The organism is Methanosarcina hadiensis (assembly GCF_046529725.1).
GTDB lineage: Archaea > Halobacteriota > Methanosarcinia > Methanosarcinales > Methanosarcinaceae > Methanosarcina > Methanosarcina hadiensis.
The window spans coordinates 3164024-3186428 of record NZ_CP136241.1 but is presented as its reverse complement, the minus strand read 5'-3'; the positions used below and the strand labels follow the sequence as shown (position 1 = coordinate 3186428).

At 43.0% G+C, this 22405-nt stretch carries 22 protein-coding genes; 12 read left to right on the top strand and 10 right to left on the bottom strand.

The window, feature by feature from the left end:
* Positions 1-19 precede the first annotated feature (19 nt).
* Positions 20-1282: a serine--tRNA ligase gene (serS, locus tag RSJ42_RS13700; RefSeq protein WP_410507826.1), complete on the top strand. Its 1263-nt coding sequence runs from the start codon at positions 20-22 to the stop codon at positions 1280-1282.
* Positions 1283-1439: 157 nt separating this feature from the next.
* Here serS and RSJ42_RS13695 read toward each other — a convergent pair whose 3' ends face one another.
* The 7 genes from RSJ42_RS13695 to RSJ42_RS13665 all read right to left on the bottom strand — a co-directional run bounded on the left by RSJ42_RS13695 (position 1440) and on the right by RSJ42_RS13665 (position 9971).
* Complete coding sequence (locus RSJ42_RS13695) at positions 1440-1637, bottom strand: hypothetical protein (RefSeq protein WP_410507825.1); 198 nt, start codon at positions 1635-1637, stop codon at positions 1440-1442.
* Complete coding sequence (locus RSJ42_RS13690; RefSeq protein WP_410507824.1) at positions 1607-3574, bottom strand: glycoside hydrolase family 15 protein; 1968 nt, start codon at positions 3572-3574, stop codon at positions 1607-1609. The genes RSJ42_RS13695 and RSJ42_RS13690 overlap by 31 nt, the downstream gene beginning before the upstream one ends.
* Positions 3571-4377: a V4R domain-containing protein gene (locus tag RSJ42_RS13685; RefSeq protein ID WP_410507823.1), complete on the bottom strand. Its 807-nt coding sequence runs from the start codon at positions 4375-4377 to the stop codon at positions 3571-3573. The genes RSJ42_RS13690 and RSJ42_RS13685 overlap by 4 nt, the downstream gene beginning before the upstream one ends.
* A 50-nt stretch (positions 4378-4427) precedes the next feature.
* Complete coding sequence (locus RSJ42_RS13680; RefSeq protein WP_410507822.1) at positions 4428-5624, bottom strand: glycoside hydrolase family 57 protein; 1197 nt, start codon at positions 5622-5624, stop codon at positions 4428-4430.
* Positions 5621-6757, bottom strand: coding sequence for a glycoside hydrolase family 57 protein (locus RSJ42_RS13675; protein WP_410507821.1), 1137 nt, complete (start codon positions 6755-6757; stop codon positions 5621-5623). Before RSJ42_RS13675 ends, RSJ42_RS13680 begins: the two co-directional genes overlap by 4 nt.
* A 377-nt stretch (positions 6758-7134) precedes the next feature.
* Complete coding sequence (gene purL, locus RSJ42_RS13670; protein WP_410507820.1) at positions 7135-9282, bottom strand: phosphoribosylformylglycinamidine synthase subunit PurL; 2148 nt, start codon at positions 9280-9282, stop codon at positions 7135-7137.
* Positions 9283-9731: 449 nt separating this feature from the next.
* Positions 9732-9971: a helix-turn-helix domain-containing protein gene (locus RSJ42_RS13665; protein WP_410507819.1), complete on the bottom strand. Its 240-nt coding sequence runs from the start codon at positions 9969-9971 to the stop codon at positions 9732-9734.
* Positions 9972-10525: 554 nt separating this feature from the next.
* Here RSJ42_RS13665 and yciH point away from each other — a divergent pair.
* From yciH to RSJ42_RS13650, 3 genes are all read left to right on the top strand, one after another.
* Positions 10526-10834, top strand: a complete 309-nt coding sequence (yciH, locus tag RSJ42_RS13660; protein WP_410507818.1) for a stress response translation initiation inhibitor YciH — start codon at positions 10526-10528, stop codon at positions 10832-10834.
* Between the two features lie 220 nt (positions 10835-11054).
* Complete coding sequence (locus tag RSJ42_RS13655) at positions 11055-11420, top strand: transcriptional regulator (protein WP_410507817.1); 366 nt, start codon at positions 11055-11057, stop codon at positions 11418-11420.
* Positions 11417-12637 carry an Nre family DNA repair protein gene (locus tag RSJ42_RS13650; RefSeq protein ID WP_410507816.1) on the top strand — a complete coding sequence of 407 codons (1221 nt, stop codon included), beginning with the start codon at positions 11417-11419 and terminating at the stop codon, positions 12635-12637. Before RSJ42_RS13655 ends, RSJ42_RS13650 begins: the two co-directional genes overlap by 4 nt.
* Positions 12638-12801: 164 nt before the next feature.
* Here the strand turns inward: RSJ42_RS13650 and purC are convergent, their stop codons facing one another.
* On the bottom strand, positions 12802-13515 hold the full coding sequence (purC, locus tag RSJ42_RS13645) for a phosphoribosylaminoimidazolesuccinocarboxamide synthase (protein WP_410507815.1): 714 nt from the start codon (positions 13513-13515) through the stop codon (positions 12802-12804).
* 493 nt (positions 13516-14008) lie between these two features.
* Here purC and RSJ42_RS13640 point away from each other — a divergent pair, with 493 nt between their 5' ends.
* From RSJ42_RS13640 to RSJ42_RS13620, 5 genes are all read left to right on the top strand, one after another.
* Positions 14009-15295 carry an ATP-binding protein gene (locus RSJ42_RS13640; RefSeq protein WP_410507814.1) on the top strand — a complete coding sequence of 429 codons (1287 nt, stop codon included), beginning with the start codon at positions 14009-14011 and terminating at the stop codon, positions 15293-15295.
* The gene (locus RSJ42_RS13635; protein ID WP_410507813.1) at positions 15292-16032 is read left to right on the top strand and encodes an MBL fold metallo-hydrolase; all 741 of its coding nucleotides are present in this window, start codon (positions 15292-15294) and stop codon (positions 16030-16032) included. The genes RSJ42_RS13640 and RSJ42_RS13635 overlap by 4 nt, the downstream gene beginning before the upstream one ends.
* A gap of 125 nt (positions 16033-16157) precedes the next feature.
* Positions 16158-17546, top strand: a complete 1389-nt coding sequence (locus RSJ42_RS13630) for a deoxyribodipyrimidine photo-lyase (RefSeq protein WP_410507812.1) — start codon at positions 16158-16160, stop codon at positions 17544-17546.
* 307 nt (positions 17547-17853) lie between these two features.
* Positions 17854-18219 carry a hypothetical protein gene (locus tag RSJ42_RS13625; RefSeq protein WP_410507811.1) on the top strand — a complete coding sequence of 122 codons (366 nt, stop codon included), beginning with the start codon at positions 17854-17856 and terminating at the stop codon, positions 18217-18219.
* A gap of 310 nt (positions 18220-18529) precedes the next feature.
* Positions 18530-18763 carry a DUF378 domain-containing protein gene (locus RSJ42_RS13620; protein WP_410507810.1) on the top strand — a complete coding sequence of 78 codons (234 nt, stop codon included), beginning with the start codon at positions 18530-18532 and terminating at the stop codon, positions 18761-18763.
* A 245-nt stretch (positions 18764-19008) separates the two neighbouring features.
* Here RSJ42_RS13620 and RSJ42_RS13615 read toward each other — a convergent pair whose 3' ends face one another.
* The gene (locus RSJ42_RS13615) at positions 19009-19491 is read right to left on the bottom strand and encodes a peroxiredoxin (protein WP_410507809.1); all 483 of its coding nucleotides are present in this window, start codon (positions 19489-19491) and stop codon (positions 19009-19011) included.
* 171 nt (positions 19492-19662) lie between these two features.
* Positions 19663-20685 carry a hypothetical protein gene (locus RSJ42_RS13610; protein ID WP_410507808.1) on the bottom strand — a complete coding sequence of 341 codons (1023 nt, stop codon included), beginning with the start codon at positions 20683-20685 and terminating at the stop codon, positions 19663-19665.
* Between the two features lie 156 nt (positions 20686-20841).
* On the opposite strand from RSJ42_RS13610, the gene RSJ42_RS13605 reads away from it, so the two are divergent.
* The 3 genes from RSJ42_RS13605 (at position 20842) to RSJ42_RS13595 (ending at position 22390) form a co-directional block, all read left to right on the top strand.
* Positions 20842-21171, top strand: a complete 330-nt coding sequence (locus tag RSJ42_RS13605) for a pyrimidine dimer DNA glycosylase/endonuclease V (protein ID WP_410507807.1) — start codon at positions 20842-20844, stop codon at positions 21169-21171.
* Positions 21172-21425: 254 nt separating this feature from the next.
* A complete protein-coding gene (locus RSJ42_RS13600) occupies positions 21426-22022 on the top strand; it encodes a hypothetical protein (RefSeq protein ID WP_410507806.1) in 597 nt (198 codons plus the stop codon).
* Positions 22023-22060: 38 nt separating this feature from the next.
* Positions 22061-22390: a carboxymuconolactone decarboxylase family protein gene (locus RSJ42_RS13595; RefSeq protein WP_410507805.1), complete on the top strand. Its 330-nt coding sequence runs from the start codon at positions 22061-22063 to the stop codon at positions 22388-22390.
* Positions 22391-22405 lie beyond the last annotated feature (15 nt).

Below are 22405 nucleotides of genomic sequence, written 5' to 3'. Positions count from 1 at the left end.
AGGATATCACGGGCTTAACATGCTGGAACTTAAATTTGTACGTAATAACCCCGACGCAGTTGGGCGTGCTCTTATTAGCAGGAATATGAGCACAGAACTTATTGATAGCCTTCTTGAATACGATGCGGCCTGGAGGGAGTGTCTCACTGAGGGCGACAGCCTGAAACATAAAAGAAATGTGGTCACTCGCGAGATAGCGCAGCTTAAAAAGGAAAACAAAGACGCTGCTTCTAAAATAAACGAAATGCAGGGCATTAACAGTCGTATTAAAGAACTTGACGATAAAATACGCGATTATAAGTCAAAAATAAATGAAATAATGCTCAGTATTCCAAATATCCCTTCCGACACTACACCGGTAGGCAAGGACGAGAACGATAATCCTGTTGTAAGGGTAGTTGGAAAGCCAAAAGAGTTCACTTTTGCTCCGAAACCTCACTGGGAAATAGGAGAAGCTCTGGATGTTCTGGATTTTGAAAGAGCAGCTAAGATATCAGGCCAGGGCTTTACGGTTCTCAAAGGAATGGGTGCAAAACTCGAAAGGGCACTTATAAACTTCATGCTTGATGTTCACACCAGGCAGGGTTACGTTGAAGTTTTCCCTCCCGTACTTATTAATGAGAAAGCCATGACCGGTACAGGCCAGTTGCCCAAGTTCAAAGACGATATGTATGGATGTACCGATGGTTTCTATCTTGCGCCTACTGCGGAAGTGCCTGTAACTAACCTTTACATGGACGAATATATGGAAAACCTGCCAGTATTTCTAACAGCATATACTGCATGCTTCAGACGTGAAGCGGGAAAACATGGTCAGGACACAAGAGGCCTCATCCGCAACCACCAGTTCAATAAGGTTGAGCTTGTCAAATTCGTAAAGCCCGAAACCTCTTATGAAGAACTGGAGAAACTTACTCTTGATGCTGAAGAGATTCTCAAGCTCCTTAAGCTGCCGTATCGTGTAATAAGCCTCTGCACCGGTGATCTGGGATTCTCTGCTGCCAAGACTTATGACCTCGAGGTATGGGTACCCACGCAGCAAAAGTACAGGGAAATTTCTTCCTGTTCTAATTTCGAAAACTTTCAGGCAAGAAGAGCCAATATCCGCTTCAGGACTCCTGAGGGACCCCAGTTCGTTCACACGCTTAACGGCTCAGGTCTTGCTGTGGGCAGGACGGTTGTCGCAATACTGGAGAACTATCAGCGTGAAGACGGCAGCGTAGAAATTCCTGAGGTCCTCAGGCCTTACATGGGCGGGGCTGAAGAGATTAGAAAGGAGTAAGTTGAGTTTGAGCTTTCGAATATTTCAAAAATTCTCTTGCGCAGCCGGCAAAGTTCTGCCCCTGTTGACAGGATCGCATAACTGAAGGAGTAATAAATTAAACAGAGTAAACCGGAAGCCTTGAGTGTGGCAACGAGATAATCAAAGGCTTCCGAGTTTATTTTTCTCTTTTTTTATTTCTCCCATTTTTTTCATTTTTCCCATTTTTCAGTTTTCTCATTTTTTCATTTTTTTCATTTCTCTCGTTTTCTTCATTTTTGTTTTTTTTCATTTTTATGCGATCCTGTCTACCCATTTTTTCTGCAATTAATTCTCTTTTTATTCTTATTCGCGGCTCCCCGCGTTTCTTCTGCAAATTTTATCAAAGAGAATAATATTATCCAGCATAAGAGACCCGCTCCAGCCTAAAGGAATCGCCCAGGCTGGTTTGCCTGTGGACTTATCCACCTGTTCAGGGAGAAGTCCCGTACTTGTCGCCCCCGCAAGGGCCCATTTAAGGCATTTAACCCCCTCGCTGGTCAATTTTTTTGCCTCCTCGACATATTGGCCTTCCGGAAGGTCAAGATCAAAAGCAAACATAGCCTCTGAGAGCCAGAGGGTTGTTACTATCCAGGGATTTCCGTCAATGTAAGTATCGTTTTCATATCTCTTTATTCCATTACCTGCGTTAATGGGAATTGAGAGCTTCTTCTGGATATTTTCAATCAGGAAAAGAATCATATCCCTTTCTACAGGGTCTTTTGGAGAGATCATCCCAAAGGGAATATAAGCCCCCAGAACACTTGCATCAAGTGTTTTGTCAAGTTTTTCATGAATGATGCCTTTTGCAAAGTATCCTTCTTGAAGCCAGAAACGGTCAATTGTAGCCTGTTTGATAAACTCAGCCCTTTTCTTCCAGCGCTTAGCCATGCCGGATTCGCCATTTTCTTCCGCAAGGTGAGAGGCTCCCATAAGGCCTGCATAGATAGAGGCATTTGTGTATGTAAAAATTCCGTAGTAGGTCTCCCACAGGTCCATGCAGCTCTCATGCAGGCCGGATTTTGTCCTCTTCATCAGGTATTCGGCAGCTCTGAGCACTGAAACCCATACTTCTTCCAGAAACTCGACCTTTTTTAGCCCTTCAAGGATCCTGTAATACACATCCATAGCGTGAAGTGTGGCTCCGGTCTCATCTATCTGGGTTGAATAGTCAAAATTTCCCCAGGAAGGGGCTATATTCCCATCGAGCCAGTACCTCTGGAACCAGGAACCGTCAGGCAGCTGAGTCCGGATGCACCACCTGAAAAACCTGTCGCAATATTCAGGATATCCGGAATGCTTGAGAGCAAGTACCAGCTCTGAAGTGTCTCTGTTCCAGCAGAATCCATATCCTCCGCATTTCTCAAAGTTTGAGTCAAATTCCGGAGCTGCTATGAAAGATCCATTTTCATGGTCATTCAGGAGGTAAAGCATGAGAAGAGCACGGTTATAAGCATTGAGAAGCTCCTGACGCAGGTTGTCGTGTCCTTCTATTCCTGGCATTTTGAGCACGTGTTTTTTCGAAAGCCACATTACCCAGTATTCCCGGGTCTTCTCAAAGATGTGTTCCAGAGGCAGCTTGGATAACTCGTGCATCCTTTTGTACAGGAGGCTCCGCGAAGATGCGGCTCCTATGAAGATGACAAATTCGTTTGCCCCATCAGCCCCAAGCTCGAGATCCCAGCCAGCAGCGTTGTTTATGTTTCCTATGTCTTCTTTATTCCTCTGAAGCTTTCCATCTTCCATATCATACTTTGAATTTGTCCACCAGACGGTGTCCATTGCTTTTCCAACTTGCCACTCAGTAAACTCAGGAAGGCCATAGATCCCTATATAATAATCCTGCCAGTACTGCACAAGCAGGCGGGCTTCCGAGTCGCAAAAGCCTGAATTTTTCTTGGAGGTTTCTCCTACATCAAAATTCGAATAATAAAAGAATTTCCCGGAGATTTTTTGCTGGGACTGTACCTTAAATCTTCGGATAAGAACAGGGACATCAGGATGTACAAGGTCAAGAATGGAAATTCTGATCCCGGAATCATGGTAAAGCTTTGTGGATACTATATTGGTATCTTCTATATAGTTCTGAATCGAGTGCCATTCGTTGTCATTGGTCCAGAGAAGCCTTTCTCCAGTATGGATGCAGGCAAGGGACTCTTCTACGTGCTGGGCGTGATCTCTTCGGGGATAAAATAAGCCAAGGATTTCTCCTTTCCTCCCCATTGTCACAAGAAGCTCGTCATTTCCCAGAATGACATTCGGTTGTCTAATCACTTAATCTCCCCTCTTAGCTGGTGTTCCTGACCCGGGCTGGACGGGGCCAGAGAGATAATATGTTCACAAACACTCTTTCCCGTAGCTTTGCAGCTCACTTCCCTTACACTTATATTCTTTCCAAAGTACTCGGTCAGATAACCTGCGAAATAGCCGCTCATAAAGGCACAGACAGGCTGGTCCGAGCCTCCGTAAACATCTGCTATAAAAGAATCTTTTACGATGATTTTTCCTTCATAGGTTTCGGGGTTGCATTCAATTTCCAGAATTCCCCATCCCACAGCCCTGTAGAGCTCTGCAATCATGCTTGCGAAATTACTGTCATTGAGCGGCATAATGCTCTTGAAGTATTTTGCAGCATGGCTTCCCCCGCGCAGCCCGGACAGGGTGAGAAGCCCTTCGGCATGCGGGACGCTCTGGTTAAGAGTCTTGATAATGTCAACAATCGTGAGCGCCCTTGCCATAACTCCCCTGACCCCTATCACGTTTAGAGGGAAATCAACCAGGTAAATCATGCCAAATTCAGAAATTCCATGTTCGACTGCACTTACAACTTCAAGTCCCTGGATTTTTCTGGCAAGTTCGTCAATATCCACATCTTTTTTAAGTTCGGTAAATATTGAGTATTCTCCCTTATCCTGTGTAATATTATCGATATGCCCGAACTCGATGAATGCGTTCTCTTTTTCAAGAAAATCGGTTATTGCAGATAAAGAACCCGGCCCTCTGGAATAAGTAATCTTGAACCATACAATTTGCGAATCTTCATTGAATCCTGCAAACATGCATAAGTCTCTGACCATACGATTCAAACTCCCATTTATCTGTACGCATATTCTAAAATGTATTTTCATTAAGCCATTCTTCTGAGTTTTTTAAATACCTGTGCTTTGAAGTCCATAAGTACAGCCATGAAATTGACTGCTGCCTCGAAAGGTGTGGAATGGACGCTAAAATAAGAATGCACGTCTCCGTCCCCGAGCCATTTGGTGCACATGTAATAATAATGGTCCGAAGTCAAAAGATGCTTCCATATCCTCAGGATTTCGGGGTCTTCTGTCTTTTTCACAAAGGGTTCAAGCAGTTTTATTTCTTCAAAGCAGCGCCTTTGCATATCGTTCCCGAGCCATGCGCTTGTATCGCGCTCCATATCAGCCCAGGAAATCGTTGAGAAGTCTCCAACATCGATTTCAGCTACAGGTAAATATTTTCTTGTAAGCTCTACAGGAGTGCTGAATTCCAGTCCGTTTTTAAGGACTTCTGCAGGCAGTTTTTCCATGAAATCAAAAATTCCGGTTTCTCTCCACTGGTGCTCTCCAAAGGTTTCGTAGTCCATAAAGATGTTTATGCAATCTTCTTTAACCCCTGAAGCCCATAAAGCCCATTTTTCCGCAGTCAGAGGATAACCTTCCCACCATCTTGCAGAGAAGCGGTAGCCGATATCGTCGCTCAGTTTATAATTTCTGAAAAGAATGGGCAATCCTGAATCTTTTGCTTTATAAAGGACGTTAGGAGACCTTCCCTCAAGCATATGATCCGCGCCTTCCGTAAGAATTGCTTTATAACCAAGCTCGGAAACAATCTTTGCTATGGTGTTATTGTAGAGAAGTTCCGTATTTCGGAAGACCTGGGGTTTAACTCCAAGTAGATCGGAAACCATTTCCCTGTGTTCTTTTACCTCTTCGATAAACTCTGTTTTATCCTCAAAAAGGCTTGAAAGGGAATGGTAAAATGTTTCCTCAAGAATCTCTACAGCCCCTGTTTCTGCAAGCTGCCTGAAACTTTCAGTTACCTCTTTTCCCCAGAGTTCGCATTGTTCAAGCAGGGTTCCGGTAATTGAAAGGGAAAACCTGAATTCCCCTTTATGTTCATCAAGGGATTCCAGAAGCGCCCTGTTAGCAGGAAGATAGCATTTCTGGGCTACTCTTTCAAAGATCTCCCTGTTGCTCCTTTCGTCAAAATACCGGAAAAAGCCTGACCTGTCATCCGGCCAGAACCTTCGAAGCCTGAATGGCTGATGCACCTGAAAATACATGCAGAGTGAGGTCATGCATTTTCCTCCAGGACGGCTCTTCTTAAATCCGAGAGAATGGAATAATAGTTCACAGCCCTTTCGTGGCCTTCACGGGAGTTTCCCGGACCTATCGAAAAGAGAATTTCACTCTGCTGAAGGTAGCCGAAAATTTGCTTCAGCTTCTGGTAGTTCCTCTTATCTTTAATTTCTGCAAGCTCGTCTCCAACCCTTACGAGTTCCCTTAAGTAGAGCTGCTGAGCATGGTTTCCAGCAGCGTTATGCATCCCATAACGAATTGTCTGCTCTGTTCCGAGTGTTGGAAGTTTAACAGGACTGAACCTGTTTACAGCTTCCGACGGTGTGACCATCTCAATGCCCCGGCTCTTCAGGGCTTCAGGAAAAGCACGTATAAAGTCAGCTATCATGCTTTTGTTCCTGTGATGAAGGCAGAGGCTTGTGTAATTTAAGTAAAGGGTCAGAACATCTCCTTCGATACCTGCAATCCAGTCTGCGAATTTATCCGGGATTAGAGGGTATCCTTCCCAGCTTCTTTCCGAAAAGCGCAGTTCAAGATCCTCACTCAGGTTTATGTGCCTGAGAAGAATCGGGATCTGGTTTTCAAAAATGCGGACAGGATCATATCCGTCCAGAATATTTCTCGACCCTTCTGCAATAAGGCACCTGAAGCCTAATTCTGCAAGTATTTCACCTGCCCTCTGTGTGTACAGGAGTTCAGTGTTCACAAAAGTTTCAGGATTTATTCCAAAAAGTTCCCTCAGCATATCTCTATAAATTGTTACTTCTTCCCTGAACCAGGAGAGGTCAGGATAAAGGGCACTCAGGGAATGATAGCTGCAACTTCCTGTAAACTCCACATTCCTGTCCTCTGCCAGTTCTCTGAATGACTCCAGCAGTTCAGGATCCCACCTGCACTGTTCAAGGAAAGGACCTGAAAGATCAAAGGCATAACTTCCCCCTTTTTCAATTGATTCCATAAAAAGGTCATTAAGGCGCAAGAACTCCCGACCCGTTTTTAATAATTTTGAAAAAATCTGATTCCGGTCAAAATACCGGTCCATTTCAGGCACCCCGGAAAAACCCTGCACAGGCCAGTACCATTTTGGGCTGTAAGGCAGATGCACTCCCACACACATGCAAACGGCTTTCATAACAAAATAATCTTGTGCGGAAACCTACTAAAAACTATTGTTTCTTTTATTCTCTTGCCTGCGACTGAATTATTGGTAATAGTCAAAAAAGGTGGTCTTGATTAATTGCTGTCAGTGTTCTGGAGCTCGGCCAGGAAATCTTTCATTTTTTCTCACCGCAACGTGCTGGGCGAGGTCGACCTGTCAGGTAAGGAGACAACAATTCACAAACAGCAGGCAGTTAAAAAAATAAAAAAGAGGTAATGCGATTGAAGTGCCATAGCTGAGAGAATATTTCTCCCTTAACCGTTTTTTCAATTAAGCAGATACAAAAGAATAAATTGGATACTGAAGAGTTAAAGGGAGGTAAACTAAGAAGAAAGCCGGGATGAGTTTAATCATCCCATCATAAATCTGGTAAGACTGCCGTATGCCTCTTTAATTTCTTCCAGAGACAGGGAAATATTGAAATCTTTTCCTTTGATCTCAAGGGTGTCGCCTCCTACCTTGCCGATTACGGCATGGGGCACACCTTTAAGCATTTCCTGTACGGCTTCGGGTTCTGATGTAGCAAGCAGTGCCCTTGCCGGAGCTTCGGAGAACAGGAATTCATCCGCCTGTATTTCGCCGGTAATCTCGCTAACATCTACTTTGCCGCCCAGGTTCTTGCACATCCTTGCAAGCCCTGCAGCGAGCCCTCCCAGGGAAAGGTCGTGTGCAGAGCTCAGTTTTCCGCTTTTCACAGCTTCAATTATAACTTTTATAACTTCGGGGGCATTTTTCGGGACTTCAGGGACTTTTCCGGAATTTCCGGCTCCCATGCAGGCATAGTATTCAGAACCTCCCATTTCAGGGACTGTTTCTCCTGCAAGGATAATGCTGTCACCGGCTTTTGCAAAGAAGCTCGATGGGAGAGGAGTTTCAAGGTCCATTTTCCCGACCATTCCTATTGAAGGGGTTGGGGGAATTGCGGTCCTGAATTCGTCACTCTCGTTATACAGGGAAACATTTCCTCCGACAACCGGAATTGACAGTTCTCTTGCTGCATCTCCGAGCCCGAGTACTGCGTTTTTGAACTGCCAGTAGGTTTCCGGGTTCTCCGGGTTTCCAAAGTTAAGGCAATTTACAATAGCAAGCCCTTCAGCACCTTTTACTGCAAGGTTCATGGCGTTTTCGATAATTGCAGTCTTTCCTCCTGTGTAAGGGTCAAGAAGGGTTGCTCTGGGCTGGCAGCCGCAGGAAAGTGCAATTCCTTTCCTGTCGGTAATCCTGAGCACTCCGGAGTCTTCTCCGGGTTTGACAACAGTCCTGAGCTGAACCTCGTGGTCATACTGCCTGTAGATCCATTCTTTTGAGGCAATATTATGAGAGGACAGGACTTTCAGGAGAGCTGCCTTCAGGTCCCCGGGTGTTTCCGGCTTTTTACCTTCTTCTCTGCGTACAGGGGCTTCTGAGAGCTTTTCACAGGTCGGTGCTCCTCCTGTCAGGAAACCTATTGGAATATTGACTACGATTTCTCCTCTGAACTCAACTGTATAGCTGGGCTCTTCTGTGAGGTATCCTATTACTGCCCCGTTGAGGTCATATTTCTGCGTCAGGGCAAGAACTGCATCGACATCTTCAGGGGCAACTTCAAAGAGCATGCGCTCCTGAGATTCGGCAAGCAGTATTTCGTAAGCGTTCATATTGGGTTCGCGCTGCGGGACTGCATCTGCGATAATGCGGGCTCCAAGTCCTCCTTTAGAGGCCAGCTCCGAGCTTGCTCCTCCTAACCCTGCAGCTCCAAGGTCTTTGCAGGACTTTATGTACCCTTTTTCTATGGCTTCCAGGGTCATTTCTATGACAAGCTTTTCTGTATAGGGGTCTCCTACCTGGACGCTCGGGCGGTCTTCGGCTTCGGCTGATTCCGACAGGTCTCTGGAAGCAAAGGAAGCTCCACCAAGCCCGTCTTTACCTGTGCTTGAGCCTGCAAGTATGAGCCTGTTCCCGGCTTTCTGTGAGCGGGAGGTCGTAATGTTTTCTTCTTTGCAGAGCCCCACTGCAACAACGTTTACCAGGGGGTTCCCGCTGTACCTTCTATCAAAAAAGGTCTCGCCGTTGACTACGGGAACTCCTATGCAATTCCCATAACCTGCGATTCCTTTGGTTATCTGCTCGAAAAGGAAAAGGTTTTTCGGAGTGTCCAGAGGCCCGAAATAGAGAGGGTCCATAAGAGCTATCGGACGGGCTCCCATTGATATTATGTCCCTTACAATGCCTCCCACCCCGGTAGCTGCCCCGTTATACGGGTCTACATACGATGGGTGGTTATGGCTTTCCATGCCTATAGCAAGCACGTATCCATCTTCGAATTTAATAATTGCAGCATCATCTCCGGGACCGATAATCACATTTTCGCCGGTTGTTGTGAAGGTTTTCAGGAGAGGAGCGCTTGAGCGGTAGGAGCAGTGTTCACTCCACAAATTTAAAAAGCAGCCCTGTTCTACAAGGGTGGGCTCTCGCCCAAGCTCTTTTTCAATGATCTTCAGGTCTTCTTCAGGTAACATTGCCTTGCCTCTGATTTTCTAAGCATCATATGAGTTCTGAAGCTTCAGTTTTTCCTGTAATTTCCCCAGGCTTCAGGGGTTGATTAGTATTATAACAGATTAAACAGACTATGCGCACATAAAGGGACAGGGATTAGATAAATATTTCTTTAGGCCTGAAAGGAAAATTTTCTGAAAATTAGTGTCTGCAAACACCTTATCTATTGATGCTTTGAGTTCCGGTACAGTTTCAAAGAAGTAAATTTTACGGAATCTCCGGTCCGATTAAAAAAGGCTGCAAATATGAGTTACAGGCAAAAAGACTGCTGATAATCCAGAACCTGGCAGGTAAAAAAGAAAATTCTAAATGAGAATTTATTGAAACTTAAATCGTACTGAAACTTAAACCTTATTGAAACTTAAATCTTATTGAAACTTGAATTTTATTGAAACTTGAATTTTATTGAAAATTAAATCTGCTGAACCATTTTTTCTATTCTGGTTCCGGTTTCTGTCAGGGAGTAAAATTCTTCTTTCTTTGCGACAAGATCCTTTTCTTCAAGTTCCTCGAGAGTTTTCGCTATGGTAGGATATACTACCCGAAGAGTTTTGGAAATACGTTTTCCTTCCATTTCCCCCTTTGAGGCAAGCAGAGAGAGCACTTTTTGCCTTACACTGTTTCCGTTTACAAAACCTACTAACTCATTCATAGGGTACCTCCCGAATGTACCTGTTTTTTCTGGACAATTATATAGTTATATTTATATATTAAAAGTACATAGATATGTTATTAACAGGTTATATAAAAAGATGGGGTTCAAGATATATTTAGCTTTTTGCTGGCTGAAAAATGCTTTTTCAGGCAAAACTGCGAATATTAGGGGCTTTATTCTTCAAGGCATGAATCCGGGTTTTCCGGAATATTTCTTAACTGAAGTTGCACGCTCCCGATTTTCCAGATTCTTTGGAATCTCGTCTCCAATCTCTATACGAACCTGCTAAACTGTATTAATTCAGGTATATGAACTGCTTTCCACCTGAGTGGAATTATTTATCAAGAACACAATAATAAAAAAATACAAAGCTCTGGTTGGCTTTTTATATAATTAGGAATTTTTGCTTATAGCCTAAATTCAGTATAAAGTGCCTGAAAAATACCATTAGGCTTTAATACCATCATTGATAAGTACTTTATATCTATTTAGATATTTTTGGATGTAAATTACATATACAATGATTACAAATTTGGAGGACATACTAACAAATGAGCAGCGGAATGTGCCCGGTATGCGGGCTTCCAAAAGAACTTTGCATATGCGAAGAGGTTGCAAAAGAGCAACAGAGAATAACTGTTAAGGTTAACAGAAGAAGATATGGTAAAGAAGTCACTGTTGTAGAAGGTTTCGATGCAAGCGAAATTGACCTTCACGAACTCTCCACTTACCTGAAATCAAAGTTTGCATGCGGCGGTACAGTAAAAGGAAATACTGTAGAACTTCAGGGCAATCACCTCTCCCGCATGAAAGAAGTTCTCATGGAAAAGGGTTTCTCTGCTGAACAAATCAAAAATTAAACTCTGAATCCGTCTCCCAACCGGAACTCTCGAACCTGAGATCAGGAGTATAAGTTAATATATACAGCTTATAGATTCGGAGTTGTACGTATCTTTTTGCAAGTTTCCCGATAGCATGCACCCTCTTCCATGTTTCTCGACTGGAATCTGAGTTCCTTTCCGGAAAACTAAACAAAAAGTACGTTCTCATATATTTTATATATGCAAGTGTTGGTCTCCAATGAAAACCACATGCGAAATAATGGTACAGAAAGTCTTGCCTGCAATCAGAGCTGAGCTCTCAAGGGCAATGATTTTCGAGCACGGATGCACGCAGCAGGATGTAGCAGATATCCTTGAGCTTTCAAGGGCTGCAGTGTCTCAATATGTGAGCGAAAAACGCGGGGCTGAAGTTGATTTCTCTGAAGAGACCCAGAATGAAATCCGGAAATTTGCATCAGTGCTTTTAAACGACGGTTTATCCTCTCAGGATAAAGTAAAAGGCATGTGTGGCATATGCTGTTTTGTCCAGAAATCCGGCTGGCTGTATAAAAACGCTCCTGAGGTTAAAGCCTGCATAATCTGTAAGGATATGGACAAGAAGTGAAAGACTCGCTGTGCATCAAATGTAAGGGGAAAGGACTTTGCGGGCGCCCCCGCTGCCCGATTCTTGAACAGTTCAAGTCCTTGCAATCCATTTCTCCTGCAATTTCAGGAGATTCTGTTTTTGGGGCATCTCCCCCGGCTCTTTTTGTCGGAAGCTACGGCTATCCAAGGGTTTCTGCAGGTCCTTTGATTCCGCCTCTCGCAAAGGAAAATGAGGCATTGATTTTCGAAGACCCTTCAGCCTGGGGAAATATGCAGATTGAAGATATCATCTCCATGCGTTCCCGTCTGGTCAGGGCAAACACAAGCCTCCATATAAAAGATGCAAGGAGCAAAGAAAACCCTCTTCTGGTCAAAGCTCAGGAACTGGCTCTCTCCAGAAAGCCGGTTGATACTGAAGCCTGGTTTTTTAAGGCTCCCAAACAGGAACTCAAGTTCGATGCAGTCCTTACACCCATGGGACCTTCAGGGCTTATGAAAAACTTTGAGCTTGCCGAAAACCCGAATGTCCCGAAAAAGGTTGATTATCTCGTTTATGATACCGATGCCCTTGCAAAAGATGCTGTCTCCGAGCTTTTGAAAAGTGACGTTTCTACCGAGCATGTCACACGCCTTTTTTCGATTGGCCTTCTCGGAAAAGAACGCAAAATAGTGCCTACCAGATGGTCTATTACAGCCGTGGATGATATGGCTGGAAAGGAACTTTCAGACCGTATAATTGATTTTCCGTGGGTTTCTGACATCAAGCTCTTCAGCGGGACTCATTTCGGAAACCATTTTGAAATTCTTATCCTCCCGCGGGCTTATTCCTTTGAACTTATTGAAATCTGGCTCCCCAAAACAGTCTGGTCCGGAGAATCAAGCTGGATAGGGGAAGATAGCGAAGGTCTCGATGGGAAGAAAAGGTATTCTCCTCTGGCAGGAGGCTATTATGCGGCACGGCTTCCTGTGCTTGAGTATTTGATAGGAATCAAAAGGCAGGCTTCGGTCTTTATTCTGAGGGAGATTACTCCTGACTACTGGGCTCCCCTGGGAGTCTGGGTTGTCAGGGAAGGAGTAAGAAAAGCCCTTCAAAACCCTCCTGATACCTTTGAATCCCTTGAAGCTGCTGTTTCGGATTTGTCAGGCAGGGTTAAAACTCCAAAAATCGAATGGATACAGCAGGCAAAAGCTCTTTCAGATTTCCGGTTCCAGAAAACCCTGGATTTCTTCTTTTAAAACAACAGGGTAAAAAGCAAAATAGAGAATCGGAAAATACAATGATAAAAAAATAGGGCAATTGAAAGAAAATTCTATCTGGATTAAAAATTTATGGGAAGTTATTGAAAGCCTTTTCAGGTCTATTCAAACTTCCGGGTTTTTCAAGGTTAAATCTTGCCAGCTTATTCAAAAATCTCGGGCACGATGCGGCGGGCAACTTCTTCGTAGGCTTTGGATATGTCGCCTTTATTAAACCTGAACACATCTTTGTCCATGGACTGCCCGGTTTTCTTGTCCCAGAAACGGCAGGTGTCGCAGGATATTTCATCAGCAAGGAGGATTTCTCCGTTACTTCTACCGAACTCGAGCTTGAAGTCAGGAAGCATAATTCCTCTCTCGTCAAGGTAGGGTAAGAGTAACTCGTTGATCCTGAGTGCAAGTTTCCGGAGCTCAGCCATTTCTTCGCGCGTTGCAATACCAAGCGCAAGGGCAATATCATCATTCAGCATGGGATCTCCGTACTCGTCACTTTTGAAATCAAAAACGATAACTGGAGACTTGAATATGGTGCCCTCTTTTATCGGATATTTCTTTGTGATTGATCCTGCGGCAATATTCCTTACAATAACTTCAATCTTAATGATCTCAACTTTCCTTACGAGCATATCAATGTCGGAAAGCATACTGACAAAATGAGTTTTGATTCCGTTTGCTTCCAGCATCTCAAAAATCTTCTTTGATATCTGAGCGTTGTAGTAACCCTTCAGTTCCATCTCGCCTTTTTTCTCTCCGTTGAATGCGGTAAGGCTGTTTCGGAATTCGGCGATAAGGGTATCGGGATCATCTGTCTTATAGATGGTTTTTGCTTTTCCTGAATAGAGCTGTTCTCTTTTCATGCAATGGTCCTCTCTAGGGATAATTCTGGATTTTCCTTAGATAGAGAGATTCTCCGGAAAAACATTCCGGAATAATAGTAATTTTAATATATTAGTTATCTTATATTAGCTGGGGCATTCCAGAAACGGATAGATATTCCCCAGAGCTATATGCTTATGGAAATGACTGCATTTATGGAAATGACTGCATTTCCAGACTTTTCAAAGATCCACTCCGAGAATTGAGATGTTTGTAGATTTTATTGATTTTTTTCCTCAAACATGCCCTGGATTTCATGAAGGGATGGAGTTAATGAAAAGCCCTTCTGCTAGATAAACTTATCATTTGTACCGGCTCTCTTATCCTTTTGCGGAGGCCTGTCTCCTGCTTCGTAAATTATATCTTTAAAGAGAGCCCATTACTAGGTTTGGCGACTTAAAAAAAGATTTAAGAACTTTCTGCTTTGGATGCACACTACTTGATAGTGGTCTAATCTAAGTACAGGTAAAAAACATGTCAGGCATTATACTAGACATCGTAGAACTACTGCTTACCGCAGAGATCTATAACCGCTATCCAGAACTGGATGTTAATGATCTTCCCAAAAACATCCGTAAAAGTTACTGGAGCAGTGTGGAGAAAACAGTTCCAAAACCTATAATAGCTTCATTTGTCAGGATTGAAAAGCTATATGAGGTCAAAGATATCGAAAAAACTGTAAGGAATATACCTTTTATAACTATTGATAGGTCTCACTTTGAACTCCGTCTGAGCGCTTTTGAACTTGCTGCCGAATGGTTTGAAAAACAGGAAGGTTCTCAGGAAAAAATCGAAAACAATCCTGTCCTTGCTTACTATTTTGGGGAAATAAGAAAGGTTGAGGCTGCAAGTTATGCAGCCGCAAAAGCAAAGATCAGGCCAAAGGAAGTTGACAGGGAATGGATAGAGTCTCTGATAGCTGAAATCAAGAAAGAGGATAAGAGCGAAGAGATGCTTAAACTCGTTGTCATCATCGCTCCTGAAGATGTCAAACAGAAAGTAAAAGACCTTGTGCTCACCTCAGAGCAGAAGGATGAAATAGAAAAAATCATGAAAGCCATCCAGCACAGGGAATATCTGCGGGAAATAGGTCTGCACGATATTGGGAAGCTCCTGTTTGTCGGGCCTCCGGGTACAGGTAAAACCTCAGTTGCGCGTGCACTTTCAGAACAGCTCTCCATTCCTTTTGTTGAGGTCAAGCTCTCAATGATTACGGACCAGTACCTGGGTGAAACTGCAAAGAACATAGACCGTGTTTTCCTGCTTGCTAAAAAATTGAACCCCTGTATCCTTTTCATAGATGAACTGGATTTTGTTGCAAAAGCCAGGACTTCAGACGAAAACGCTGCAATTAAGAGGGCAGTCAATACCCTCCTGAAAGCTATAGATGAAATCAGCCTGGTAGAACACGGCGTCCTTCTGATTGCTGCAACAAACCATCCCAGAATGCTTGATAGTGCAGCATGGAGGCGTTTTGACGAGATCGTCCACTTCCCTCTGCCTGACCTTGATATGCGCAAGAATATTCTCGATATTGTGACAAAGCATATAGAGGGAGACCTGGATACTGCAGAGATTGCGGCGCTGACTGAAGGTTATTCGGGTTCTGACCTGCGCATGGTTATAAGGGAAGCTGTACTGAGTGCTCTTCTCGAAGAACGAAAGGTGCTTACTCAGAAGGACCTGCTGGAAGCAGTCAATTCTTTTGATGAAAGGGCAGACCTCAAGTCCGATGAATATGTAGGGAAGAAGGCCTCATGAGACTGACTCTGCTGGGGACCGGGGATGCGGTAGGGACTCCCAAAATAGGGTGCAACTGCCCTGCATGCGCTGATGCACGTGAAGGGGGAAAGAGCCAGCGCCTTCGTTTTTCTATCCTTGTGGAATCCGAAAAAGGCAAAATCCTTATCGATACCAGCCCTGACCTCAGGCAGCAGTTTCTCAGGCAAAGGCTTTCGGGTATAGATGCTGTAATATGGACGCATGGGCACTATGACCATTACGCAGGTTTCGGGGAATTTTACCGTGTTCAAAATAAAGTTGATGTTTACGGGATTAAAGAAACACTGGACTACATAGACCAGTATGTTTCTTTTCTAAAACCCAGGTACCACTACGTAAACCTCTATGAACCCTTCGAATTAATAGGGCTCCAATTCATTCTTTTTAAGGTTCACCACCCTCCTGTAGAAACCCCTGCGGGAGTTATTATTCAGGAGGGAAATACAAGGGTTGTGATTACAGGAGATACGAGTCCGGAGATTCCTGAAAGAAGCCTGAAATTAATAAAAGGTCCTGACCTTCTTATTGCAGATGCTATAGTCCCTCCCCATATCCATATTAAGAAGCACATGAATTCAGAAGAGGCTATGGCGCTCGCGCAAAAAATCAATGCAAAAGAGGTAGTTCTTACTCACCTCAGCCACCTGTTTCGCCCGCATCGTATTGAATCTATGTTTTTGCCTCTGGGATATGACGGGCAGGTCTTTGAGTTTTAAAGGTTTAACACGTTTAACTTCTCTTTAAATTCCTGCTTAAATTGATTCCTGATCTTTATTTAGTACGTTCTTTCTTTTTATTATCCTGATGTTAGCTCTATATATTCCGGATTCCAAATCCATTTATGAACCCTGCACGCATTCGGACTATTCTATCCGGAAGACCAGGCAGCGGGCCTGTTGTTTACTGGATGAGCCGTGACCAGAGGGTTGAGGACAACTGGGCTCTCCTTTTTGCCCGGACTATAGCACTGGATGCTGATGTGCCTGTTTTTGTAGTTTTTTGTTTGACAGACGGATTTCTGGGAGCTATAAGAAGACAATACGAGTTTATGCTCAGAGGGCTGCAAGAAGTTGAAGCTGCTCTTGATAGGAAGAATATCCCTTTCTTTTTCCTCCGAGGAAATCCCGGGGAAAAAATTCCGGGCCTTATTGAGAGATATGAAATCGGGACCCTTGTTACCGACTTTAGTCCGCTTCGGATTAAAAGAATATGGACAGAAAAAGTCTCATCAGGCGTTAAGATCCCCTTCTTTGAAGTGGATGCCCATAATGTTGTTCCTTGCTGGGAAGCGTCCAAAAAGCAGGAATACGCTGCACGTACCTTCCGCCCTAAACTTTTAAGCCTCCTCCCTGAGTTCCTTACGGAATATCCGGAGCTTGAAGCCAATCCCGAGTTTTCTGAAATATCTTCTAAATCTCGAGAGCCGGAAAAATCACCGGAAATTCGGAAAAAAGAGATTGAAGATCTTCTCCCTGAAAAGCCTCTTGAAGAAAAAACCAATTTTTCGTCTGGCCGCGAGATTTTTGAAGCCGGAGAAACAGCTGCGAGAAAGGTTATGAATGAATTTCTAACTGATAAGCTTGACTCTTACTATACTCTGCGAAATGACCCTGCTAAAGATGCCCTGTCCAATCTCTCTCCTTACCTGCACTTTGGACAGATTTCGGCACAAAGGGTAGCTCTCAAAATAGAAAATACGAAAGCTAATCAGGAATCCAGAGAAGCGTTTCTCGATGAACTCCTTGTACGTAAAGAGCTTGCCGATAATTTCTGCTATTATAATCCTTTTTATGATAGTTTTAATGGCTTTCCTGAATGGGCGAAAAAGTCCCTGAACGCCCACAGGCATGACCTCAGGAGCCATGTATACACCCTTGAGGAGTTAGAAGCAGGGAAAACGCATGATCCCCTCTGGAACGCAAGCCAGATAGAACTTCTCCATACAGGGAAAATGCACAGTTATATGCGCATGTACTGGGCAAAGAAGATTCTCGAATGGAGCGAATCACCTGAAAAAGCCCTCGAGACTGCAATCTACCTGAATGATAAATACGAAATGGATGGCAGGGACCCGAACGGATATACCGGAATCGCCTGGAGCATTGGAGGGGTTCATGACCGCCCCTGGCAGGAAAGAGACATTTTTGGAAAAATCAGATATATGAGTTACGAGGGCAGTAAAAGAAAGTTCGACGTCAAATTCTATATTGCAAAATATTCGGTTTTGTAAGAATCCTTGAGTTTATCCGGGTGGCCTCCATAACTTTTTTTGTTTATATTGTGTACTGGGATTCCAACTTTTATTAATGTGTACACAGGCTTACTAAAGCTTAAATTTGTATTTTTCCCATATGGCTGAAGTGTTTCTCTTGCTATCAGAAACAGGGCTCAAAAAGGATATATTTCTCTCGATGGACTGGCCTTAAAACTTACCAATCAGCAGTTAGATAAAATTCGCATAAAAGCATTAGATTAATATTTATCTTAATGTTTTAATATTTACTAAAATTACTAAAGGATTTAATAAGGTGTAAAGGATGAATCAACATTACTTTTCTTTAGATGATTACTATAAGTCCCTCATAAGTCTTGACGGAATAAATGATTATTACAAGTATTTCGTAGGCCTTGACGGTATTATACTTTCCTTTTTAGTGATGATGAGTTATCCAGCGGTTGTTAACTTAGCGACAAAAGCTAGCTTTCTCATTATTCTGGTAGGGGCGATTTGTATATTAATCGACAACTGGAATCGAAAATCAATAGCTTACAGATTATATGTTGAGCTATACGAAAACGAGTATGAGGCTAAATCCGATTATAAAGCCGGTAAAGTATTTGTAAACTTAATTTTTTATGTAATCTCCATATATTTGATATCCGGTGTATTTGTTGCTCCTTAAGACTCGCCAGCCAGACCGGGTGAGAGAACAGGCATATCAGATATATTATTTTAGATAATATCTGAGTCCGGTTCTACTTTTTATAATTCTCAGGTTAAAAAGTGCCTGGTAAATAAACAACACCGGTACCAGAATAACGATTGGTTGGTCTCAAAATAGTGATTGTTTTCCTGTTTTCTTTTTTCTTTAAAGGCTCTAATTTTTATGTTAGTCATTTATATATACAAGTAAATTCAATTTTAATATTGTATTTTTATATTTCGTCATCTTATAAAAATACAAAATAATAAAACAAAAAGGAGTGGTATTTATGGCAGTGAGAAATCCGGTAGATTTAATTGCACTTATACTTGTTATAGTGGGCGGATTAAACTGGGGGCTTATAGGGCTCTTAGATTTCAATCTTGTAGCCGCTATCTTTGGAGAAGGAAGCGCCCTTTCGAGAATCATCTACATACTGGTAGGGCTTGCAGCACTTTATACGATTTATTACGTTACAAGAAGTGATACACACTACGCCAGTGATACTACGGTACGCCACTGAGTAACAAGAGATAAAAACCTTTAAAAGATTAAAAAAATAGAAAGCTCCTTTACGGTTTAATACTGTAAAAGGGACTTTATCCAGTTTTAATTTTTTAGAAACCTGGATCCATAATAAGAGATTATTTTTTTCTCTTTAGATATTTATTTTTGTAAGTATTTAGATATTTATTTTCATTAGACATTTAGATATTTATTTTTATCAGGTATTTATTTTTATTAATATTCATTTATAATTTTTTCACTTCATTTCTCTTTTAAAGTTTTCAATTCGCCAAGTACCTTTTCAGCGTGTCCTGCAGCTTTAACGTTATCCCACACTTTTGCAATCTCTCCTTCCGGATTGACAAGGAAAGTTGTCCGAACAGCGCTTATAACATCCTTACCTTTGAAGTGTTTGGAATGCATAACGTCATACTTTTCATGTACTTCCTTTTTCTCGTCAGAAAGCAGTTTTATTTTAAGCTCTTTCTTTTCTATGAACTTTCTATGGGACTCCTGACTATCCCTGCTGACCCCTAGGATTATTGCATTTTCAGCTTCGAAATCTTTTCTCAGGCAGCTGAAATTCCTGGCTTCGAGGCTGCAGCCCGGAGTGTTGTCCCTCGGATAAAAGAAGAGGATCACCCACTTGCCTTTGAGGTCTTCGAGGCATATCCGATTTCCTTCCTGGTCCGGAAGGCAAAAGTCCGGTGCAATCTGCCCTGACTCAAGTGATGTTTTTGCCATACTTTTTTCTCCTGATAAGTCCGTACCATACCGCTAATATGAGGCTTCTATGTGGTTATTTAAAGTTATACCTTTTAATTCTATCATATAAATTATATTTCTAATGTCTAGGCACTGGTTGCTCTTATGTCCGTTTGTTCCTTCTGCTTATTTTATTTCCTTTTTTTCAGCTCATCTTTTTTTGCCCCACGGCAGGACTGCTGCCTCAAAAGCAAAAATAGGGCCTATAAACAGGCCAGCCCAGAGGAGGAGCCCTAAAATTCCCAGAATAAGAAAATAAAACCTTTTTAGTGTTAGCTTTTTGCCATATCTTTCATCTCTCAGACTCAGAACCAGGGCTGTAACTCCAAGCCCAGTGCCGGCAAGAGCCAGAAAGATAGTAATGACAATTTCAGGAGAATATGAACTTCTGCTCAATGAATAGAGCATCTGGAATATCAAGGATAGTCCTGTACCGAGGAAAAAAAGTCCTGCAAAAGTCCCTGCCCAGTGTGCAGGTTTAAACCCGGATGCATCTTCTTTTTTACGTAAAATTACCAGAATTCCGGCTGCAAGTGTTATTCCAAAAGGAATGAATATAAACGGCAGGCTCTGCCCTTCCCAGCGGTATGTCCTTATCTGGTTCAGAGGAATTGATACCCACTCGGTAAGGGAAAATCTTTCTTTATACCCCAGAACAACCCCATAATTGCCTTCTCCTTCAACAGAGCTTACTGCTACATAATATGTCCCGTTTTCCGGAGCCTGAAGGTCTGCCCGAACAAGAGAGTAAAAGGCGCTCGGAGTAAATCCTTCATACGTAGCACTTTCAGGCTCTGTCCCGGTAAATACTTTTGTTCCATACCCCTCAGGTACTTCCAATTTTTCAGGTGCCTCTCCTTCATCAGGAAGTCCGGGTCCCATAAGGATCAGGTCTGGGACATAAACATGGTCTTCTTCCACAGGGACGATTAAGCCTAATGAAATCCTTTCCCCTTCTCCCATCTCAAAACTGTAATATCGGATATCTTCTCCCGGGAGTTGCCCGTAAAGAACCCTTGATTTTGCAGGGTCCTCAATAAGAGACGCCGTTTCAGGGCTTGTGCCTCCCTCTTCGAAAGTCGGAACATGGGCAAGCGCAGGAGCGAGCAAAAAACACATAAAGGCCATTATAATTACGAACAGGACTAAATATCTCAGTTTAGACCTTTCCATAGTCTATATCTTATTCGCTGCCAGTAAATAGCTATCAGAACCTGGGATCAGGAACAAAATCTCTGATCTAAGTTAAGGCTTTAAACCAATTTAGGCTTTAAACATGTAATATTCCCTGCCGAAAACCCTTTCTGAGATGCGTCCAGAGTTCATCTTATGCGAATCTGGGACATTCCTCCAGAGAAAATGTGCAGGCAGCATCTTCTCGGGGAGCATCGTGAATTACATGCCTTATGGTCCATAATAATCAATGATAAGAAGGCTTATGCTCACCACCCTGAAACACTGCGCTGGAAGGGGAAACTGAAAGCTCTGTACCTCAGGCATGAAGCCCTGGTAAAGGAAATGACTGAGAGGGGCTATAAACACCATACTTCGCTTGACCCTGCTTTTGCGACAGGTAAAGCTGTGCAGGATGAGTTCGTAAACACTTATGAGGAACAGGTCAGGATTCTGAAAGAAAAAGGGTGTGGGTGCAGGGTGTAATTATTTTTCTGTAATATGTCTACTATTTTTCCGTAATATGCCTACTATTTTTCCTCGATTGCTAACAATTATATTTATATTTATCGATACTGTTTTATACTTTCATGTTATTGTATAGAGAAACAGATATGAAATATGAGAAAGTCGTTCCAGAACACAGGCTAAATGAAATAAATTCAACTGGCATGGGGTTTTGAAACGTTTCTTTTCTCAGAAATTGTTTCACTGCTGGTCAGGAATCTCAAGGGAATTCAATGAAGATCGTACTGGACGAAGAGGAGATAAGGGTTCTCGAATGCATAAAAGAAGCCCATCTGGACAGAGGTTTCCATATCCGGGATATCATCAAGAGGGCAAAAACCGAATACGGATTATCAAGGTCAACAGTCTATGAAATCGTGGGTTATCTTGAATTTCATGGTCTTGTAAAAACGAACAAATACGGCAATCGCGAACTCAACCCTGAAACCCTCTATTTTGTAACGTGTTCGTGTTGCGGCAAAGAAATTCCCGGAAATGAGTATGTTAAAGAAAATGGCAGGGCAGTATGCGAGGACTGTTATCTGGAAGGGCACCAGAGAATAAAATTTGCAGATCCCGTAGCAGTGCGCTCCAAAAAACTTTTCAGAAAGCAGCACGGTTTTGAAGGGACTGATGGCCTGACGAATTTGCAAAAAGAGATCTATAGCTTTATCCTGGAGGAAGGAGGGGCTACTCTAGAAAAGATTTCAAAACTATTCGAGCTTACCCCGCAGGAAACCAGGAACCAGCTTGCAATACTCAGGCACTGTGAGCTCTTAAAGTGGAGAAAAATGGGAGAAGACATGTACATGGTGCCCTTTGATTCTTAAACCATTCGTAGTGACTGGTATATTTAGAGGGTGAAAACTTGACCGACAAAACCGAAATGAATAAAAGAATGGAAGAGATGGCTGGACAACTCCCTGGAGTAATGAAAGCTCTTATGGGGCTTCATTCGGAAGTTGTCAAAGACGGGGCTTTAAGTGCCCGGACAAAAGAGCTGATAATGGTAGGGATTGCAGTTGCCCTGCGCTGTGAACCCTGTCTCTGGAAGCATGTTCCCGAGGCTGTAAGCCTGGGAGCAACCCGTGAGGAAATTATGGAAGCTGTAAGCACTGCAATAGTTATGGCAGGAGGGCCTGCAGCGGCTTACGGGTCGTTGGTTGTTCAAAAAATTCTTGAGGAGCTTAATGTCTGAGTCTGGAGGTAAAGG

Coding starts and splice junctions, on each gene's coding strand:
- RSJ42_RS13665 (WP_410507819.1), bottom strand. CDS start 9,971: ATGAATGAGTTAGTAGGTTTTGTAAACGGAAACAGTGTAAGGCAAAAA.
- RSJ42_RS13640 (WP_410507814.1), top strand. CDS start 14,009: ATGTCAGGCATTATACTAGACATCGTAGAACTACTGCTTACCGCAGAG.
- RSJ42_RS13615 (WP_410507809.1), bottom strand. CDS start 19,491: ATGGCAAAAACATCACTTGAGTCAGGGCAGATTGCACCGGACTTTTGC.
- purL (WP_410507820.1), bottom strand. CDS start 9,282: ATGTTACCTGAAGAAGACCTGAAGATCATTGAAAAAGAGCTTGGGCGA.
- RSJ42_RS13610 (WP_410507808.1), bottom strand. CDS start 20,685: ATGGAAAGGTCTAAACTGAGATATTTAGTCCTGTTCGTAATTATAATG.
- purC (WP_410507815.1), bottom strand. CDS start 13,515: ATGAAAAGAGAACAGCTCTATTCAGGAAAAGCAAAAACCATCTATAAG.
- RSJ42_RS13630 (WP_410507812.1), top strand. CDS start 16,158: ATGAACCCTGCACGCATTCGGACTATTCTATCCGGAAGACCAGGCAGC.
- RSJ42_RS13655 (WP_410507817.1), top strand. CDS start 11,055: ATGAAAACCACATGCGAAATAATGGTACAGAAAGTCTTGCCTGCAATC.
- RSJ42_RS13625 (WP_410507811.1), top strand. CDS start 17,854: ATGAATCAACATTACTTTTCTTTAGATGATTACTATAAGTCCCTCATA.
- RSJ42_RS13620 (WP_410507810.1), top strand. CDS start 18,530: ATGGCAGTGAGAAATCCGGTAGATTTAATTGCACTTATACTTGTTATA.
- RSJ42_RS13685 (WP_410507823.1), bottom strand. CDS start 4,377: ATGGTCAGAGACTTATGCATGTTTGCAGGATTCAATGAAGATTCGCAA.
- yciH (WP_410507818.1), top strand. CDS start 10,526: ATGAGCAGCGGAATGTGCCCGGTATGCGGGCTTCCAAAAGAACTTTGC.
- RSJ42_RS13605 (WP_410507807.1), top strand. CDS start 20,842: ATGCGAATCTGGGACATTCCTCCAGAGAAAATGTGCAGGCAGCATCTT.
- RSJ42_RS13675 (WP_410507821.1), bottom strand. CDS start 6,757: ATGAAAGCCGTTTGCATGTGTGTGGGAGTGCATCTGCCTTACAGCCCA.
- RSJ42_RS13680 (WP_410507822.1), bottom strand. CDS start 5,624: ATGACCTCACTCTGCATGTATTTTCAGGTGCATCAGCCATTCAGGCTT.
- RSJ42_RS13600 (WP_410507806.1), top strand. CDS start 21,426: ATGAAGATCGTACTGGACGAAGAGGAGATAAGGGTTCTCGAATGCATA.
- serS (WP_410507826.1), top strand. CDS start 20: ATGCTGGAACTTAAATTTGTACGTAATAACCCCGACGCAGTTGGGCGT.
- RSJ42_RS13635 (WP_410507813.1), top strand. CDS start 15,292: ATGAGACTGACTCTGCTGGGGACCGGGGATGCGGTAGGGACTCCCAAA.